The following is a 17,508-nucleotide window of genomic DNA, read 5'->3' on the forward strand; positions in this document are numbered from 1 at the left end:
CCCTGTACCAAACTAAAAATAACGATTAATTGTGCAAGGCTACTATCTGCGAAAAAAAGCGCACAAAAAAAGCGGAGGATTGCTCCCCCGCTTCTTCAAACTGTATACGTATTAAGACTAGTCGACAATTTCAGCAGTATCGCCATTGTTGGCACCAGCTGCATTGGCTTCGTCCGTATCAATGTGCATATCCAGTGCAAAGCTGTCGGATACACGCGCAATTACGTTCTCCAGCACGAGACCGCGCTCGCCGCCAAGGCGAACCTTCAGCAGTTGCTTGTCAGCGATGCCCCAAGCTTCAGCATCGGAAGTATGAAAATGAATATGGCGAGCTGCCACAATAACGCCGGTTTCCAGTTCCACTTCGCCAGCAGGGCCCTTCAGGGTAATGCCCGGTGTGCCTTCGATATTGCCGGATTCACGAACAGGAGCCTTCACGCCAAGCGCGAATGCATCAGTACGGGACACTTCCAATTGGGAAGCCGGACGAGCTGGTCCAAGAATTCTTACTTTGTCAAATTTGCCTTTGGTGCCGATTACCGCTACAGTTTCATTCGCAGCGAATTGGCCGGGTTGGGAGAGGGGTTTGAACTCAGTCAATTGGTAGCCTGGGCCAAACAAAGCCTCCACGTGCTCTTGCGTAAGGTGAATATGTCTAGCCGACACACCTACGGGTACAGTCTTGCTCATTGTAAGTCACTCCTTGAATTTTCTCTAGTATCTGTACAAGCCACAGAACATTATACAACTAAATACCCAAAACCTAAAGGAACCTTGTCACTTTTTAAGATAATTTCTTGTATTGGACACATAGAGAAACAATAAATTCCAATTAATTATTATATTAAAGGAGTGAATTTTGATATGAACAGCCTGTGTTATTGGGGTGTTTGGTGGTTTAGCGCGTTTAGTGTGTTTGCTAATTGGCACGTTTAACGTTTTTAACATCGATTAGTATGTTTGGCACTAGTTAACACCTTTGGCCTGTTTGACACGTATTTTGATGCCATTCCGTCCACTATATCCACAAACTTCTAAGCTGGACTATGCTTACTCTTTTTTGAAGGCAAATTCTCTCCTAAAAAAGTCATAGCATTCCCGTACAGCCACCCGCTTACAAGCTCTTCAGGATAATGCCGGAGCAGCAGCTCCGCAAATTCCGGGTATTTTCCCGGATGCTCCAGCCCCTCCACCCATGTGTCAATCCCGTCAAAATCCGAGCCGAACATCAGAATCCGTTCCCCGCCAAGACTGCATACATGTTCAATATGCTTCAGCAGGTCTTCTCGTCCAGCCTTTCCTCCATCTTCTACAAACCACGGAAAAAAGGTCAGCCCCATTCTTCCATCCATAGCAATCAGCGCTTTAATCTGTTCATCAGCCAGATTGCGTGGATGTCCACATATCGCCGCTGCATTGGAATGAGAGGCAATAAACGGCCGATCGCTCAGCTCTGTAAGCTCCCAGAAACCCGATGGAGAGAGATGCGACACGTCCAGCAGCATTCCGCTTTGATTGCACCACTCCACCAGCCTCCTGCCTTTTTCCGTAAATCCTCCATTTCGTCGCTCAAGTACCCCATCTGCAGCCCAGTTAGCATAATTCCAGGTGACCCCCAGAAATCGCACACCTAGCTCAAAACAAAGCTGGGCGTAGAACAGATTGCCCTCCAGACCGTCTACGCCCTCCACAGAGAGCATTCCCGCGCTGGACCCGCCAAGGACCTGACTCTCAACTTCCTCCTTCCAGCGGAGCCACTGCAAGCCTTCTGACCTTACTACTTTTTCACGAAAAAGATCGATCTGACCCAATATCCGCTCAAACCCCAGCTTCCCCCCGCGCTCCGACAAATAGATAGCAAAACATTGCAGATCCACATTCCCTGCTGCCAGCCGCTCGGCCGTTACATCAAGCCGCGGATCCTTCCGAAAGTCAATATCGCCGAAATTTTGCATTTTACTCAGTACATCGCAGTGGAAATCTGCTACTTTCATGTCTGCTTTCCTCACAGCATTCCCCTCCCTTTCTGCTGCCACCTTTCACTTTCCGGACGATGGAGCCTCCTTCAGATTCTATGCCGAGACCCGGGGTGTTATCTGTAACTATGCAGCAAAAAAGCCTGTTTACCAAAGTAAACAGGCTTTAAACAGATCAATTTCTATTATCTCGGTTCAACAATAAGTTTAATCGCCGTCCGGTCTTCTCCATCAATAACTATGTCGGTAAAGGCAGGAATGCAGATCAAATCAACACCGCTTGGTGCCACAAATCCCCGGGCGATGGCTACAGCTTTCACTGCCTGATTCAGTGCTCCAGCTCCTATTGCCTGCAATTCGGCCGTTCCACGTTCACGGAGAACACCTGCTAATGCACCGGCGACGGAATTTGGATTGGATTTAGCTGATACTTTTAATACATCCATGTAAGTACCTCCCCTGGGAAAAATGATGGTGTTCTTCCACTCTGTAGATGTTATTCGCGGGAGAAGAAATAATTCCTTCTTTTTGCGGGCTACTTCTACTCAAATTGGTACAAAAGATACTCTTTTTCGATATAAAAAAGATCACACTTCATCCTAAAACGTTGCTTTCGCCCGATTCATCTTAGATTTTGACCGCTCCTCTTAATCCATGATCCAATCGCCTTCGCGCATGCGGATCTTCTCCAGTTTGGTAGCCGCTCCAGTAGCCTCGTCCAGCTCTGCAAACAAACCGTGTAACTGCCACTTCCCTTCGTCCACGACGAAACGTGACGGAAGCTGAGTCTTGAACTTGTATAGGACCGCTTCTTTTTCCATACCCAGTATTCCTTCTCTTGAACCAACCATGCCAGCATCGGTCAAGTAGGCCGTTCCCCCAGGTAAAATCACATCGTCATTGCTCTGCACATGCGTATGGGTGCCGACAACAATCGACGCACGTCCGTCCATATGATAGCCCATGGCAATCTTCTCGGAGGTTGCTTCCGCATGGAAATCGACCAGGATACATTTGTGCTGTCTGCGCAGCTCCTCCACAATCTCGTCGCCCGTGCGGAACGGACAATCGATAGCTGGTAAAAAGGTGCGTCCCTGCAGGTTCACAATCGCTAGCTGCTTGCCGTTAGCTTTTACTACCGTATATCCGCGTCCTGGTGTGCCCGGAGGGAAGTTCGCCGGACGAATCAGCCGGGGCTCATCATCAATAAACTCAAAAATATCACGGTTATCCCATGTATGATTACCCATCGTGATGCCGTGGACACCCCAGTTGAAGAATTCGTTCGCAATGGCCGACGTTATCCCGCGGCCAGCAGCCGCGTTCTCACCGTTAACGATAATGATGTGGGGTTGGTATTTACTTTTCAGAGAAGGCAGCATTTCACGTAACGCTTTTCTTCCGGTATTGCCGACGATATCACCAATAAATAGTACTTTAATAAGACTCTCCTCCTAGACTTGCACTTGGTTTGAAACTCGTATTTACAGAAAAATGGCCCCGTTTGGGGGCCACTATTCTTCATTTGCTTATTTAGCGTATTCTACCGCCCGAGTCTCACGGATTACAGTGACTTTGATATGTCCCGGATAATCCAGTTCATTCTCAATCATCTTCGTAATATCACGAGCCAGACGGAAAGCTTCCGCATCGTCAATCTTCTCAGGTTGTACCATTACGCGAACCTCACGGCCCGCCTGAATGGCGTATGATTTCTCAACACCTTCGAAAGATTCAGAAATTTCTTCAAGTTTCTCCAGACGCTTGATGTACGTTTCCAGTGTTTCCCGACGAGCGCCAGGTCTTGCTGCCGACAGAGCGTCAGCCGCACCAACCAACATTGCAATCACCGAAGTGGCTTCACAGTCACCATGGTGGGACGCAATACTGTTGATAACTACCGGATGTTCCTTGTACTTCTTCGCCAGTTCGACGCCGATTTCTACGTGTGAGCCTTCTACTTCATGATCCAGCGCTTTGCCGATATCATGGAGCAATCCGGCACGTTTTGCAAGCACGATGTCTTCCCCAAGCTCACCGGCCATAAGCCCTGTCAGATAAGCGACCTCCATGGAGTGCTTCAATACATTCTGTCCATAGCTTGTACGGAATTTCAAGCGGCCCAGAATCTTGATCAGGTCTGGATGCAAGCCGTGAACACCCACCTCGAAGGTAGCCTGCTCACCGTATTCACGAATCCGTTCGTCCACTTCTTTGCGGGATTTCTCCACCATCTCTTCAATGCGGGCTGGATGGATACGTCCATCTGCAACCAGCTTCTCAAGTGCCGTACGGGCCACTTCGCGACGGATTGGATCAAATCCTGATAGAATAACTGCTTCCGGCGTATCATCAATAATGAGGTCAATACCGGTGAGAGTCTCCAGTGCCCGGATGTTGCGGCCTTCACGACCGATAATCCGTCCCTTCATCTCTTCATTCGGCAGCGTAACAACCGAGACGGTTGTCTCCGCAACGTGATCAGCTGCACAGCGTTGAATGGCGAGCGTAATGATTTCGCGGGATTTCTTGTCCGCTTCTTCCTTCGCCTGCTGTTCGATTTCCTTGATCATTTGTGCGGTTTCGTGGCGAACTTCCTGTTCTACATTGCTGAGAATAATGCTTCTTGCATCGTCGATGCTCAGATTGGAGATACGCTCCAATTCAGTAACTTGGTTCTTGTAAATGACATCAATTTGTTGTTGGGTTTCATCGATTCGTTTCTCTTTGTTAGCTACTTGTTCTTCTTTTCGCTCGAGCGATTCCATTTTTTTATCCAGCGATTCTTCCTTTTGCAGCAAACGTCTCTCTTGTCGTTGGATTTCGTTCCGACGTTCACGAGTTTCTTTATCAGCCTCGGTACGGATTCTGTGGACTTCGTCCTTAGCTTCCAATACCGTTTCCTTCTTCAGCGCTTCAGCCTCTTTCCTCGCGTTTTCCACGATGACTACGGCTTCTTTCTCAGCGCTTGAAATTTTAGCTTCTGCAAGGGATTTACGAATAAAATAACCGAACCCAAAGAATAAGGCAGCTACAACGAGAACGATAATGATCCAGGCCCAAGTTGGCATCTGTTCACCTCCTCGTTGGTTCCTCCAAGGTATGCCTTGGGAATTTGTGCAGTTGTTCAACTATCCGTTTCATCACCATACAAAAAACCGGTAACCTCACCGATTGCCATACTGCACATGCTGCACATGCACACTGCCCGCCATATCCGGCGATTACATATCATATGAGTTGTATGCGAACCGCAAACAGAATCACCTTTTTGGGAAGGAAAAAGGGTTCTTACTTTTGCCGATTCATGTTATATTTTATTATTTATAAAAAGACATTGTCAAGAGAGCTCATCCCTTAAGTAAAGTCAAGTCTAGTAATCCATGAAGTATGGATCCTCTTCTTGCCCTTCTGCATTCTCTTCTTCGAGCAAGATGTTGATCACCTGGCGCACCATTTCTCCCGGAAAACCGCGCCGCATAAGGAAGGCTCCCGTCTTGCGCCTTTTGTTGACGACTTCCCCGCGAATCATATTCCACTTCTTTCGTCCTGTCTGGAGTGCACTCGCCAGTTCGTCCTCCGGGCTGATATTCTCCAGCGCTTCTGCAATCAGTGACTTATCGATTCCTTTCTCACGCAGCTCCTGCCGAATCCACATCTTACCCTTGCGCTGGTTCGTGAGGCGCTGCTCCGCCCACTGCTTGGCGTACAGCGGATCATCAATAAAACGTTCCTCCTGCAGCCGCTGCACCACTTCCGCAATAATAGTCTCTCCTATTTCCTTCTGCCGTAAACGGCGGGCCATCTCCTGCGCAGTCCGCGGCTTGCGCTCCAGATAGCGGAGACCTTCTACATAAGCACGCTGGCGCTCATCCGCAACTACAATCTCCTCCAGATCAGCCTTGATAAAAGAATTGCCCGTGATCATCCGGTATTTAATCATGACATCTTCATGAACGGTCATCGTATAAGGGCCGAAATGAATGATGTAGCGGTGATCCGACTTCTTCTGCCGCTCTACCCGCGTGATTTCAAGCACCCCATCATCCGGAAAATCAGATAACGCCTGTTCCTCCTGCTCTTCCGGCTCCGAATCAAGTTGTATAACCATGTTGCTTGTCACCTCATTGCAATTATCGTATACCTTCTTCAACGTCTTATGATTATGAAAAGACACCCTGTCATGTCGTTCACAGGGCGCCTATACTTAGCGAATATTCAATTCAGACTATTCGATTTCCATCAGCAGATTTTCTTCTTCTTCCTGCTCTGCTGCAATCTCAGACTCACTTGGAGCAGCCACAATCGTCGTCAGATTGCTGGCTTCACGAATCTTGTTCTCAATCACGAGGGCGATGTCCTGATGTTCTTTCAGGAACTGCTTAGCATTCTCCCGTCCTTGACCAAGACGTTCACCTTCATAGGAATACCAGGCACCACTCTTGTTTACGATATCCATCTCTGTACCGATATCCACAAGACTGCCTTCCTTGGAAATCCCTTCACCGTACATAATATCTACATCCGCCTGCTTGAACGGAGGCGCTACCTTGTTCTTAACAACCTTGATTTTCGTCCGGTTACCCACAACATCGTTGCCCATCTTGATGCTCTCAACGCGACGTACATCAAGTCGAACGGATGAATAGAATTTCAGAGCCCGTCCACCAGGAGTCGTCTCAGGGTTACCGAACATCACACCAATCTTCTCACGAAGCTGGTTAATAAAGATCGCAATGGTGTTCGATTTGTTGATCGCACCAGACAGCTTCCGCAGAGCTTGAGACATTAGACGAGCCTGCAGACCTACGTGAGAATCCCCCATGTCGCCTTCAATCTCTGCCTTTGGCACCAAAGCTGCCACGGAGTCAACAACAATGATATCTACCGCTCCACTGCGGACAAGTGCTTCAGCAATTTCCAACGCCTGCTCGCCTGTATCCGGCTGCGAAAGCAGCAATTCATCTATGTTCACGCCCAGCTTGTTAGCATATCTCGGGTCAAGCGCATGCTCCGCATCAATAAATGCAGCTTGTCCTCCAAGCTTTTGTACTTCCGCAATTGCATGAAGCGCAACCGTGGTCTTACCGGAAGACTCCGGTCCGTATACTTCGATAATACGTCCCTTCGGAAATCCGCCAATCCCCAATGCGATATCCAGTGCCAAAGCTCCACTAGGTACAACTTCCACTTGCATGTGGGTGGATTCGCCCAGTTTCATTACAGAACCTTTACCGAATTGCTTTTCTATTTGACGAAGCGCCATCTCAAGCGCCGCACGACGATCTGACAATCAGACCACTTCCTTCACTGTTGTTTATAATATATATAATAACTTGTTTTGAAGACCTTGCCAAGCTTTTTTTCGAACATACATTCGTTTTTTTTGACTTCCAGCCTATCTCTCCCTTTTATTGTAAGCCCCCTTCCGGTTGCAAATAATAAGAGCTTCGCGGCCAGGAGAATGCATCTTACCCTGATTCTCAAACAAAAAACCGCGGCATAGAAAGCTCTGCGCCACGGTTCTTCCGTATGTGTCAATTATACAACGTCTTCCAAAGAGATTACAAGTCGGAGCCTTCCAGCGGAGTCTCCACCTGCCGCTCCTCCAGCCTGCGCCAGAGACGATACAACAGTGCTTTTACCGAACGCAGCCGGATATTCTCACGTGTACCCTGCAGATTCAGCTCAAACACTTCAGTCTTGCGGTTCCGCTCAGCAATTCCGATAAAGACGAGTCCCACCGGCTTGCGTTCAGAATAACCCGGTCCGGCAACGCCGGTAACCGACAGTCCGAAATCGCTGTCCGCAATCATTCTCACCTGCTCGGCCAGCACCTCAGCAACCTCACGGCTAACGGCGCCCGGAGCATTGGTGCCCTCCAGAAAATCACTCGGTACGTTCAGGAGCTTCTTCTTAATATCGTTAGAATAACAAACGATGCCACCGGCGAACATCGACGCGCTGCCGGGAATATTCGTAATGCTTTCCATCAGCAGGCCGCCAGTGCAGCTCTCCGCCGCACTCAAAGTCAGCCCTGCATCCGCCATCCAGTCCACAATCAATTGTTCCAGAGGTACGTCAATGTTCGCATACATATGTTCCGGAAGGATATCCTTGATCTGCTTTTCCAGAACATCCAGCTTCTTCAGCGCGTCATGCTCGGAAGGGGCCTTGGTGGAAATGCGGACCGTCACCTCGCCCTCCTTGGCATAGGGAGCAATCGTTGGATCCGTCTGATTGCGGATCAAATCAATCAGCTTGTCCTCCAGCAAGGATTCACCGATACCGGCAAACTTGAGCATTTTCGAGTAAATCGGCATTTCGTCCGTCAGCGCATGCTGCAGTAGCCATGGTTTGGCCTTGTCCGTGAACATTGGCTTCATCTCACGCGGAGGTCCAGGCAGAACAATATAATACTTATCCTCATGCGCCAGAGCTACGCCCACAGCCAAGCCAATCTCATTGGGAAGTGGAGTTGTGCCTTCAATAATCAAAGCTTGCTTGCGGTTGTTCTCTGTCATTACGATCTTACGTGCGTCAAAAAAGCGCTGTACATGATCCATGGCCAAGGTATCGATATGCAAACCACGACCCAGCGCCGCAGCCAGAGCGTCCTTGGTAAGATCGTCTTCGGTGGGGCCGATACCGCCGGTGAAGAGGATCAGATCCGCACGGCTCCGGGCAATTTCGATCGCTTGCTGCAGGCGGTTGCTATTGTCTCCGACTACCGTCTGAAAATAAACATCGATTCCTAGCGCAGCAAGCTCCGTTGATAAGAACTGGGCATTGCTGTTGACGATCTGGCCGAGCAAAAGCTCAGTGCCGACTGCGATGATTTCTGCTTTCATAACGGGCTGAAGCCTCCTGATTATATAGAGTGAACCGTTCGATTATTATGCTTTATGGAGCTGTAGCAAATCCTTGTTCTTGATAAAATAATCGATCCCCGAATAGATCGTGATCAACGTTGCGGCCCAGATAGCAATATCGTCGACCGGAATGCTGATGAACTGAAACGGGAAATTGTTAAGCAGCAGCAGTGAGATGGCGACAATTTGAACAATCGTCTTGATCTTGCCCCATTTGCTGGCAGCTACTACCTTGCCTTCCAGCAGTGCAACCTGACGAAGCCCAGTGACTGCAAATTCGCGGCTAATAATGACAATGGCGATCCAGGAATCGCATCTGCCCAGCTCCACTAGCGAAATAAGCACAGCGGTAACCAGCAGCTTATCCGCGAGCGGATCAAGCAGCTTACCAAGATTAGTGACCATATTATATTTCCGGGCGATATAGCCATCTATTCCATCCGTGCTAGCTGCCAGCAAGAAAATCACCGCCGCTACCAGATGGTTAACAGAAAGCTGGAATGAGCCCCAGTGTAGCGGCTCCGGATAGAAGCTGTAATCCACCAGCAAAAAAAACATCATAATAGGGATAAGACAAATACGAGCAAGCGTGATGCGGTTGGGCAAATTCACTGAAGTTCCTCCCCTAATCAATCATCCGAATCTTGTTCTAACTATTTCTTACGCAAGTATATTATAGCCATAAAACGGCCGCAGGCAATAGCGGCTGCCCTATCTCATTTATCCCGGAATACTGTGGGCACCATGGACAGTTGGCTGGATTCTACTCTCTCTATCTATTCAAAAAACTGCTGCAATATCCATATGTAATTTGAGCCACAAAAGTAACAATTCCCCGTCTTGCTATGATGATGAGAATCCGGGATGTTTATACCCTCTCTTCCAACAAAAACAGAAAGCACCCCGCAAGCTTGTGTGCTGGTACAGCACAGCGGGGCACAGGTATCTTACTTTAAATTGTTAAACTGCAAATCGAGCGGCAAATCAGCTTTGCGCAGAATTTGGATGATTTGTTGCAGATCATCACGGCTTTTACCAGTTACCCGGATTTGGTCACCCTGGATCTGGCTCTTCACCTTCAGCTTGGAATCACGAATCAGAATATTGATCTTCTTCGCGTTATCTTGATCAATCCCCTGCTTCAGGCCCAGGCGTTGACGTACTGTTCCCAGTGACGCAGGCTCAACCTTTCCGAAATCCAGGTTCTTGAGAGTAATGCCGCGTTTCACCATCTTGGACTGCAAAATGTCGATGACAGCGTTCAGCTTATATTCATCCTCAGAGGAAATAATAAGCGCATCTTTCTCAAGTTTCAAACTGCTTTTGCTGTTTTTGAAGTCAAACCGATTATCGATTTCCTTCTCTGTCTGATGAACAGCATTGGTTAATTCCTGCATGTCCATTTTTGATACAATGTCAAACGAACTTTCCGAAGCCATTACTTCACGTCCTTTGCTTACATTTATTCTTTTATTATTATATGAGAAAGATTTGTCCAAGTCTAATTATGGAAGAAAACAATGACCCGACATGCAAAACAGCCCCACAGTGTGGAGCTTTGCCATTCCCTACAAAAACACGCCTCCCGGAGGCTCGAAGGCTCGGGAGACGCTTGATTCCCTGAATGCAGGACCTATCGGCTGCGGGAAGGTGACCGAAACATGTCCAGAATCCCCAGCACAATATGCGCCAGTCCGAACCCAAGGATTCCATAACCCCAGGCATTTGGTGTCAGGTAATATCCCAGGAGCGTAACGATTACACCTAGCCCTGCTACAATCCAGCTGACAGTCATGATAGAATACACCTCGCTTTGGCGTGAGAACTGTAAATCCTTCTTATGTTCCCCAAAAAGCCAAAGCCTATGCATTCCTGCCGTTTACTCGGTTGAAGTGGTTTCCGAATTCGTTGCACCGCTATCCGTTGTACCGCTGTTCGCAGAACCATTACTGCCGGATGCTTCATCCAGCTCAAGCAAAATGCGGGACGAAGACTTACCGTCTGTCACCTGTTGACCATTAACCGTAATGATTGTTGCTGGCGAATAGCCCGATTTGATGTACATTCCTGTGCTATCAAGTGTAAATGTCAAATTATCTCCCGCAGCAGTATTACCGAAGGAAAGCTTCTCACCCTTGGAGTTAGAGCCTTTGTAGACTTCCAGCCAGCTGACTCCGTTAGCTGCAATCTTCACCTGCACCGCACTTCCTGGAGGGGCAGACACCTTAAAGACTGTGCTCTTGCCTGATTTGCGATCCTCAGTGACCGTAACGGCCTGTGGAGGCGGCGTTGGCGAAGGGGTAGGCTGCAATGTAGGCTCCGGCGTAGGTTCCACGCTGGTAGTGCCCTCGGTGGCCGCAGGCTTGGCTGTATTGCCCGCTGCTGGCGGCGGAGTCTGAGCTGTCGCCGGGTCCTGCTGAGCATCCGTTACCTTAGTCGGGTCCACCTGATTGCTTTCGCCTTTATTCAGATTAGATGCGTACATATAGATGACAACAATAATCAGGACTGGAAAAGTCCACATTAATAGCGTTGGCAACCACTTGGCGTTGCGTTCCGTCTCAGGTCTGCGGCTGCGCTTTTGAATGACCGTTTCCATTGGGGTGGCTTCCACTGGAGGTGCTGGTACATTGCCATGCTCCTCTAACAGCTCGTCAGGGTTAACCCCCACTGCTTCCGCATAGGTTTTGATGAACGCCCGGACATAAAAACTTCCAGGGAGCACCTTATAATCCCCCGCCTCGATGGCTTCCAAATATTTTTTTCTGATCTTCGTAACTTCCTGGACATCGTCAAGACTCATACCTTTTTGCAGGCGCGCCTCCTTCAATTGCCGGCCCAGTTCCGACATACCATCACCTCCTTGTTCTCTCATGTTTATAGGTCCTCATTGTAGCTTCCGGTGAATGTCTCGTACAAAATCTCCTCAGCAGGAGAATTTCGCAGTTCAATAATGATATCAAAATCATCAAAGCTGTACTCCGATTCACGCACAAAAATATCTGGATGCTCAATAACCTTCGTACTCGGCATGCTCATCACGTTCTGCAGCAGATTGTAATGCTTCTCATTGGAACGGATCGTACTGACGATACCGTCAATAATAAACACATTATGAGGGTTCATCTCATCCTCTGCAAGTTGGCTGCGCACGGTCTGCCGTAATAGTGTCGAGGACACAAAGGTCCATCTCTTCATTGCACAGACACTCCCAGCAATAATGGACTCCGTCTTGCCTACACGAGGCATCCCACGCAGTCCTATTACCTGATTGCCTTCACGCTTAAACAGCTCTCCGAGAAAATCCACCAGAAGCCCCAGTTCATCCCTCGTGAACCTGAACGTCTTGCGGTCATCCGAATCCCGATCTATATATCGTCCATGCCGAACAGCCAGCTTGTCCACGAGCCGTGGAGGACGCAAAGCCGTAACGGTAATATTATCAACCTTTTTGAGCATCTCGCCCATCAGCATTATCTTCTCTTCATCGTTCGTCTCGAGCAGCATCCCCCGAGTCTTGCCTTCTACACCGTTAATCGTAATAATGTTGACTTCCAGCATCCCGAGCATAGAAGCGATATCACCGAGCAGACCAGGTCTGTTCTTATGTATCTTATATTCCATATACCACTGTTTATGTTCCACTTGTACACCTCATAGATTCCTTTTCCCTGCACCTGTCCAGACGTCAAAAAAACCTCTGAATCGACAAGGCGCTGCATTACACGGGTCATGTTAATGATATATAAAAAAAAAATGAAAGGCAAGGTCAGTACTGTAATAATTACAGAAAAGCTCCCCGAGGGGAGCTTTTTCCGCGAGCTTATGCGTGTTTTTTCGCCAGTCTGACCATGAGTTTAGCAATTGTTTGCTTCTCTTCGTCATTGCCGACATCCCACAGCTCTTTGATCGCCCGGTTCGAAGAGTTCGCTGGATCTACCTTGTTGTCGAGGAATTCCCCGATTTCAAACGCCAGCTTAGAGATGGTGTCTTCACTCATCCCGATCTTCTCGGCCTGAACGACCCGTTCACCCAGAAATTTTTTCCAGGTATCGAAGTTTTTGATTACCGTATTCTCTGTTGACATCTTAAATCCTCCTTCATGTTTACGGTCAATCCCTTCGTCTAAAGCGAAAGAACCGCCGTCTTGCGTGAGATTTAAAATCAACAGTAATAATATGTCTCGGATACGGAGTTCTTATGCTGGAGCTTTTCTCCAAGCCCGAAACTTTTAGGTAATCCAGCCCCCGTTCGGACTGATAACTTGTCCTGTAATATATCCGGATTCAGGCAGTGCCAGAAAATATACGAGCGAAGAGATTTCATCAGGCGCTCCAAGCCGTCCAACAGGAATCTCTTCCTCCAGCATGCGCACTTCCTCCTCCTCCAGATTCGCCAGCATCGCCGTATTCACCGCACCTGGCGCCACAGCATTCACCGTGACACCGGAAGGCGCCAGCTCTTTGGCCAGCGCCTTAGTGAAAGCATTGATGCCGCCTTTGCTGGCGGAGTAGGCCACCTCACAGGAGGCCCCGGAAATCCCCCACACGGAGGACACGTTGATAATTCGCCCAAAACGCTGTGAAACCATATACGGCATGAAAATTTGACTACAGAGGAATGTCCCCTTCAAATTTACCGCCATAATCTCATCCCATTCCTCTTCGGAAAGGTCTGCCAGCATCCCGTAGTGAGCTTTGCCGGCATTGTTAACGAGGATGTCTGGCTGAAGTCCGCAGCTCTCCAGTCTTTCCGCCATACGCAAAAGCTGACTGCGGTCTTTGACGTCCGCAGTCACTGTCATCACTCTTGCCCCCAGGGCCATGCAGCGGCGGGCAACGTCATTCGCCGCTTCATGAGAGTTCATATAATGGATTACAATATTCATGCCCACCGATGCAAAACGTTCGGCAATAGCGCCGCCGATTCCCCCGCTTCCGCCGGTAATAAGCACAGTCATTTCTCCAATCGGCTTGCTGTTCTCTCCCTGAAACGGCATTAAGGGCTCACCACCAGCGAAACCGCCAACTGTTCCCAATCTACGTGGCTGCGCAGACGTGCATTGACTTCATCCAGTGTGATGGATTCATATAGCGGAAGCACTTCAAAGAGATCTCCACCACGGAACTGGTAGCGGGTGAATTCATGAGCAATATTTTCCGGTGAATTCAGCATGCGAAGATAGCCGCCGATTTTCTTTTTGCGTGCCCGCTCAAAATCCTTCTCGGCAAATCCGGATTGCAGTAGCGGTTCAATCTCTTCCTTAATCCGCTTCAGCAACAAATCAGGGTCCTTCGTATCGCCGCCAATAGCGGAGAATGCGTATTGCGGCGAGCTGTTGAACTCATGACCAAAGCTGTCGGAGATCAATTCCTCGTCATATAGCTTCTGGTACAATGCCGTGCTGCTGCCCAGCAGCAGATCCAGCATAAGCTTGGTCGTCAGATCACGCCGAACAGCAGCTTCACCAGTAAGACCGAGTTCCTTCTCTTTAAAACCGAACAGACACTTCGGCATGGAGACAGCCAGTTTGCTCTCTTTGCGCTTGGTGGCTACCTGCTCTGGTTCTTTTTCAAAAATGCGTTCAATATCGCCCTGTTTATCATAAGATTTCCCCGCTTGATTGCTGCGGATGAGCTCGAAAACTTTTTCCGGCTCAACACCACCTACGACGAACAGCAACATATTGCTCGGATGGTAAAACGAATTGTAGCACGTATACAATGTCTCTTTCGTAATGGTCGCGATAGACTCAATGGTCCCGGCGATATCGATATGAACCGGATGCTTGTCATACATGGCTTCAATAAGGCCAAAATAGACGCGCCAGTCCGGATTGTCGGCGTACATATTGATTTCCTGACCGATGATGCCTTTTTCCTTCTCCACATTCTCATCTGTGAAATAAGGCCGCTGCACAAAATCAACTAAAGTGCTAAGGTTAGTCTCAATATTCTCCGTTGCCGAGAACAAATAGACCGTCTGGTCAAAGCTTGTAAATGCGTTCGCGGAAGCACCGTTGGAGGCAAAGGTAGCAAAAATATCGCCTTCCGGCTCCTCGAACATTTTATGCTCCAAAAAGTGGGCAATCCCATCAGGAACCGTGGTTTCTTCCCCGCCGGCTACCCGGAAATGATTATCCACCGATCCGTATTTAGTGGCAAATGTCGCGTAGGTTTTACGGAACCCTGGCTTAGGCAGTACATACACCTGCAATCCATTGTCCATCACCTCATGATATAATGTCTCTTGAAGCTTGTCGTAACGTAACTGTTCCACCGCTATTCCTCCTTCTGCCCTGTCAGGAAATAAATCGTGTCGAGTTGGAACGATTCCGCAGCGGCCTTAACATCGCCAGATCCGATTTGTTCCACTTGCGTCAGCAGTTCCTGCGCAGACCGGTCTTTTCCGGAAAACTGGCGGTTAAAATCAAATGAAATCAGCTCAAAGGCGGAATCCTGAATCTCCGAGAGCAAATTGCGAATCATTGCTTTGGTCTGATTCAGTTCCAGATCGCTAATGTTACCGCGTTTCAGCTCGTCAAGCTGCTGGCGGATAATATCCACCGCTTTGCTGTAATTCTGAATCTCAATACCGGACTGAATCGTTCCGATCCCTTTATGTCCGTCATAACGGGAAGAAGCGTAATAAGCGAGACTCTCCTTCTCACGCACATTAACAAAGAGCTTGGAATGCGGGTAGCCGCCCAAAATCCCATTATACATCAAGGCTGACGCATAAGTATCGTCCTTATAAGTAATTGAAGTGCGCAACCCCATATTCAGCTTGCCTTGACTGACATCCAGCTTCTCCTCTATCGTACGGACTTCACTTACGGATACCGGTTTGAAATTGGAAGAATACGCTGCGACAGCAGCATCGCTACGGCCAAAATGACGCTTAACCAGCTTCTCTATCTCTTCCGGGGTCGTATCTCCTACCACATAAAGATCCAGGATCGCTCCATCCAGCCAAGAGTTGTATGACTTATACAGACTCTCCGGCGTAATGCCGTCTAGATCAGCGCGTTGTCCCAGCGGGTGCAAGCGGTAAGGTTCATTGCGGCACATTTCTTCGATACAGCGTTCAGCCGCATAGCGGATTTTATCGTTCACGATAGCTTCCAGCTTCTTGCGGACCGTTTCCCGCTCTGTAGCAACATAGGACGGACGGAAAGTTCCGTTCTCCAGCGCGGGCTTCGTCAAAACTTCGCCCAGGAACGCAAAGGACTCGCCCAGCAGACTTTCCTTACTTTGGACAAAGGAATCATTGATCGTATCCATACGGAACTGCACGATCTGGTAATCGCCTCTTTTGTATACATCAAAACCGAAACCCGCGCCATACAGCTCTTCCAGCTGCTCACGGAACTGAGTCGTCTCCGGGTAGGAGGCCGTACCTCTACGCAGCACGAAAGGAACCAGCGCTGTTGGAGTTACGGTATCTTCTTTGAGCGGAACGCCGGCATAAAGTGAGATGGCGAAGGTCTTGAACGCCTTCGTCGGCAGTACGTGAATACGCATGCCTGCGACGCTGCCATGTTGAAAACCATTATTAGTCAAGTCCAAAACTCCTTTACAGCGTAGATAAATGCTATACATCATGTTTATGAAGTACTTTCCATTCTAAACCATTCCAAAGTAAGGAAGCAACCGAAGGTTAGGCCCCGGTTGCTCTTACGGATTATTCAGCTTGAGCGCTGCATAAGCAGGCGGTCAGTTCTCTTTTACATACAAAAGATGTGCTGCCCGATTGTTTTTACCTGCGGACGAGTCCAAATCCATTTGGAGGTCGCCGTCTTCGGGTTGAAATAATACAGACATCCCCCGGATGGGTCCCAGCCGTTGAGGGCCTGCTGCACAGCTTTACGCGCTTGCTCGTTCGGCTCCAGATAAATCTGGCCGTCGGCTACGGCTGTGAATGCACCAGGCTGAAAGATTACACCGGACGGCGTATTCGGAAAGCTTGGTGACTTCACACGGTTCAGAATAACGGCAGCAACAGCAACCTGACCTTCAAAAGGCTCACCGCGGGATTCCCCGTATACGGCATTTGCCATAATCTTAAGATCATTTTCCGAGAGGCCCATCGTGTTACCCGACGACAGTTCTGCGGTATTATTCGAATTATTATCTGCTTTCCCCGCACCGCCACTTGGAGCCTTGGAGGCAGTACCGGTTGGCGGTTCCGTTGGCTTCCAGTCTTTTGTCGCGTTATACAGCTTCAGTTTGGTTTTGGCACCTACAACACCATCAGCCGGCATACCGAATTTCCACTGAAACCACTTCACAGATTCCAGGGTCGTAGAGCCAAACTGGCTGTCTATCGCCCCATCGTAATAACCCAAGAATTTCAGGCGGCCCTGCAGCTCGTATACATCTTTGCCGGAAGCTCCGTATTTAACAGTTGTTGTGCTAAAAGCCGGTAAAGCTTCCTGCTCATAGTTGCTCACCTCTTGGGAAGGAGAAACGCTGTTGCTCTCCACGTTACGTGCTGCAGCACTCTTTTGACTGAACATGATGCTGTTTGCAAAAGGGGCGGTGGTTATAGCAAGGGTCAGTACGGCAAGTAACCATAGCTTCTTATTCTTCATAGGGCATCGCTCTACCTTTCTCTTGTAAGTTCTGCATGGATGGCTAAAGTTATTATGACGACTGTCA

18 protein-coding genes are annotated in these 17,508 nt (G+C 48.8%); all 18 read right to left on the reverse strand.

What is annotated here, in order from left to right; translation table 11 throughout:
• Positions 1 to 117: 117 nt before the first annotated feature.
• The gene (gene pduL, locus HPT30_RS13440) at positions 118 to 690 is read right to left on the reverse strand and encodes a phosphate propanoyltransferase (RefSeq protein ID WP_066361969.1); all 573 of its coding nucleotides are present in this window, start codon (positions 688 to 690) and stop codon (positions 118 to 120) included.
• Positions 691 to 1,034: 344 nt separating this feature from the next.
• On the reverse strand, positions 1,035 to 1,994 hold the full coding sequence (locus HPT30_RS13445) for a dipeptidase (RefSeq protein ID WP_175371981.1): 960 nt from the start codon (positions 1,992 to 1,994) through the stop codon (positions 1,035 to 1,037).
• A 167-nt stretch (positions 1,995 to 2,161) separates the two neighbouring features.
• Positions 2,162 to 2,422: a stage V sporulation protein S gene (locus tag HPT30_RS13450; protein ID WP_036656334.1), complete on the reverse strand. Its 261-nt coding sequence runs from the start codon at positions 2,420 to 2,422 to the stop codon at positions 2,162 to 2,164.
• Between the two features lie 201 nt (positions 2,423 to 2,623).
• The gene (locus HPT30_RS13455; protein WP_175371982.1) at positions 2,624 to 3,418 is read right to left on the reverse strand and encodes a TIGR00282 family metallophosphoesterase; all 795 of its coding nucleotides are present in this window, start codon (positions 3,416 to 3,418) and stop codon (positions 2,624 to 2,626) included.
• An 87-nt stretch (positions 3,419 to 3,505) separates the two neighbouring features.
• Positions 3,506 to 5,047 (reverse strand): ribonuclease Y, encoded by a 1,542-nt coding sequence (rny, locus tag HPT30_RS13460; RefSeq protein ID WP_175371885.1) that lies wholly within the window; start codon positions 5,045 to 5,047, stop codon positions 3,506 to 3,508.
• Positions 5,048 to 5,349: 302 nt separating this feature from the next.
• On the reverse strand, positions 5,350 to 6,087 hold the full coding sequence (locus HPT30_RS13465) for a regulatory protein RecX (RefSeq protein ID WP_175371886.1): 738 nt from the start codon (positions 6,085 to 6,087) through the stop codon (positions 5,350 to 5,352).
• Between the two features lie 117 nt (positions 6,088 to 6,204).
• On the reverse strand, positions 6,205 to 7,269 hold the full coding sequence (gene recA, locus HPT30_RS13470) for a recombinase RecA (RefSeq protein ID WP_175371887.1): 1,065 nt from the start codon (positions 7,267 to 7,269) through the stop codon (positions 6,205 to 6,207).
• A gap of 271 nt (positions 7,270 to 7,540) precedes the next feature.
• Positions 7,541 to 8,827 (reverse strand): competence/damage-inducible protein A, encoded by a 1,287-nt coding sequence (locus HPT30_RS13475; RefSeq protein WP_175371888.1) that lies wholly within the window; start codon positions 8,825 to 8,827, stop codon positions 7,541 to 7,543.
• 45 nt (positions 8,828 to 8,872) lie between these two features.
• A complete protein-coding gene (gene pgsA, locus HPT30_RS13480; RefSeq protein WP_175371889.1) occupies positions 8,873 to 9,460 on the reverse strand; it encodes a CDP-diacylglycerol--glycerol-3-phosphate 3-phosphatidyltransferase in 588 nt (195 codons plus the stop codon).
• Positions 9,461 to 9,795: 335 nt separating this feature from the next.
• A complete protein-coding gene (locus HPT30_RS13485; protein WP_066361986.1) occupies positions 9,796 to 10,287 on the reverse strand; it encodes a YajQ family cyclic di-GMP-binding protein in 492 nt (163 codons plus the stop codon).
• Between the two features lie 194 nt (positions 10,288 to 10,481).
• Complete coding sequence (locus tag HPT30_RS13490) at positions 10,482 to 10,643, reverse strand: hypothetical protein (protein ID WP_175371890.1); 162 nt, start codon at positions 10,641 to 10,643, stop codon at positions 10,482 to 10,484.
• Positions 10,644 to 10,727: 84 nt separating this feature from the next.
• Entirely contained in the window at positions 10,728 to 11,699 is a 972-nt protein-coding gene (locus HPT30_RS13495; protein WP_175371891.1) for a RodZ domain-containing protein, read from the reverse strand.
• A gap of 26 nt (positions 11,700 to 11,725) precedes the next feature.
• The gene (locus tag HPT30_RS13500; protein ID WP_175371892.1) at positions 11,726 to 12,493 is read right to left on the reverse strand and encodes a DUF3388 domain-containing protein; all 768 of its coding nucleotides are present in this window, start codon (positions 12,491 to 12,493) and stop codon (positions 11,726 to 11,728) included.
• A 178-nt stretch (positions 12,494 to 12,671) separates the two neighbouring features.
• On the reverse strand, positions 12,672 to 12,935 hold the full coding sequence (locus tag HPT30_RS13505) for a DUF3243 domain-containing protein (protein ID WP_175371893.1): 264 nt from the start codon (positions 12,933 to 12,935) through the stop codon (positions 12,672 to 12,674).
• Positions 12,936 to 13,079: 144 nt separating this feature from the next.
• Entirely contained in the window at positions 13,080 to 13,847 is a 768-nt protein-coding gene (gene ymfI / locus HPT30_RS13510; protein WP_175371894.1) for an elongation factor P 5-aminopentanone reductase, read from the reverse strand.
• On the reverse strand, positions 13,847 to 15,127 hold the full coding sequence (gene yfmH / locus HPT30_RS13515) for an EF-P 5-aminopentanol modification-associated protein YfmH (protein ID WP_175371895.1): 1,281 nt from the start codon (positions 15,125 to 15,127) through the stop codon (positions 13,847 to 13,849). Before yfmH ends, ymfI begins: the two co-directional genes overlap by 1 nt.
• A 2-nt stretch (positions 15,128 to 15,129) precedes the next feature.
• A complete protein-coding gene (gene yfmF / locus HPT30_RS13520) occupies positions 15,130 to 16,371 on the reverse strand; it encodes an EF-P 5-aminopentanol modification-associated protein YfmF (protein ID WP_376767035.1) in 1,242 nt (413 codons plus the stop codon).
• Positions 16,372 to 16,574: 203 nt separating this feature from the next.
• A complete protein-coding gene (gene sleB, locus HPT30_RS13525) occupies positions 16,575 to 17,441 on the reverse strand; it encodes a spore cortex-lytic enzyme (RefSeq protein WP_175371897.1) in 867 nt (288 codons plus the stop codon).
• Between the last annotated feature and the right edge of the window lie 67 nt (positions 17,442 to 17,508).

The organism is Paenibacillus agri (assembly GCF_013359945.1).
GTDB classification, from domain to species: Bacteria; Bacillota; Bacilli; order Paenibacillales; family Paenibacillaceae; genus Paenibacillus_AQ; species Paenibacillus_AQ agri.

Coding starts and splice junctions, on each gene's coding strand:
- HPT30_RS13505 (WP_175371893.1), bottom strand. CDS start 12,935: ATGTCAACAGAGAATACGGTAATCAAAAACTTCGATACCTGGAAAAAA.
- pduL (WP_066361969.1), bottom strand. CDS start 690: ATGAGCAAGACTGTACCCGTAGGTGTGTCGGCTAGACATATTCACCTT.
- ymfI (WP_175371894.1), bottom strand. CDS start 13,847: ATGCCGTTTCAGGGAGAGAACAGCAAGCCGATTGGAGAAATGACTGTG.
- HPT30_RS13475 (WP_175371888.1), bottom strand. CDS start 8,827: ATGAAAGCAGAAATCATCGCAGTCGGCACTGAGCTTTTGCTCGGCCAG.
- HPT30_RS13450 (WP_036656334.1), bottom strand. CDS start 2,422: ATGGATGTATTAAAAGTATCAGCTAAATCCAATCCAAATTCCGTCGCC.
- sleB (WP_175371897.1), bottom strand. CDS start 17,441: ATGAAGAATAAGAAGCTATGGTTACTTGCCGTACTGACCCTTGCTATA.
- HPT30_RS13465 (WP_175371886.1), bottom strand. CDS start 6,087: ATGGTTATACAACTTGATTCGGAGCCGGAAGAGCAGGAGGAACAGGCG.
- rny (WP_175371885.1), bottom strand. CDS start 5,047: ATGCCAACTTGGGCCTGGATCATTATCGTTCTCGTTGTAGCTGCCTTA.
- HPT30_RS13445 (WP_175371981.1), bottom strand. CDS start 1,994: ATGAAAGTAGCAGATTTCCACTGCGATGTACTGAGTAAAATGCAAAAT.
- yfmF (WP_376767035.1), bottom strand. CDS start 16,371: ATGCGTATTCACGTACTGCCGACGAAGGCGTTCAAGACCTTCGCCATC.
- HPT30_RS13490 (WP_175371890.1), bottom strand. CDS start 10,643: ATGACTGTCAGCTGGATTGTAGCAGGGCTAGGTGTAATCGTTACGCTC.
- HPT30_RS13485 (WP_066361986.1), bottom strand. CDS start 10,287: ATGGCTTCGGAAAGTTCGTTTGACATTGTATCAAAAATGGACATGCAG.
- HPT30_RS13495 (WP_175371891.1), bottom strand. CDS start 11,699: ATGTCGGAACTGGGCCGGCAATTGAAGGAGGCGCGCCTGCAAAAAGGT.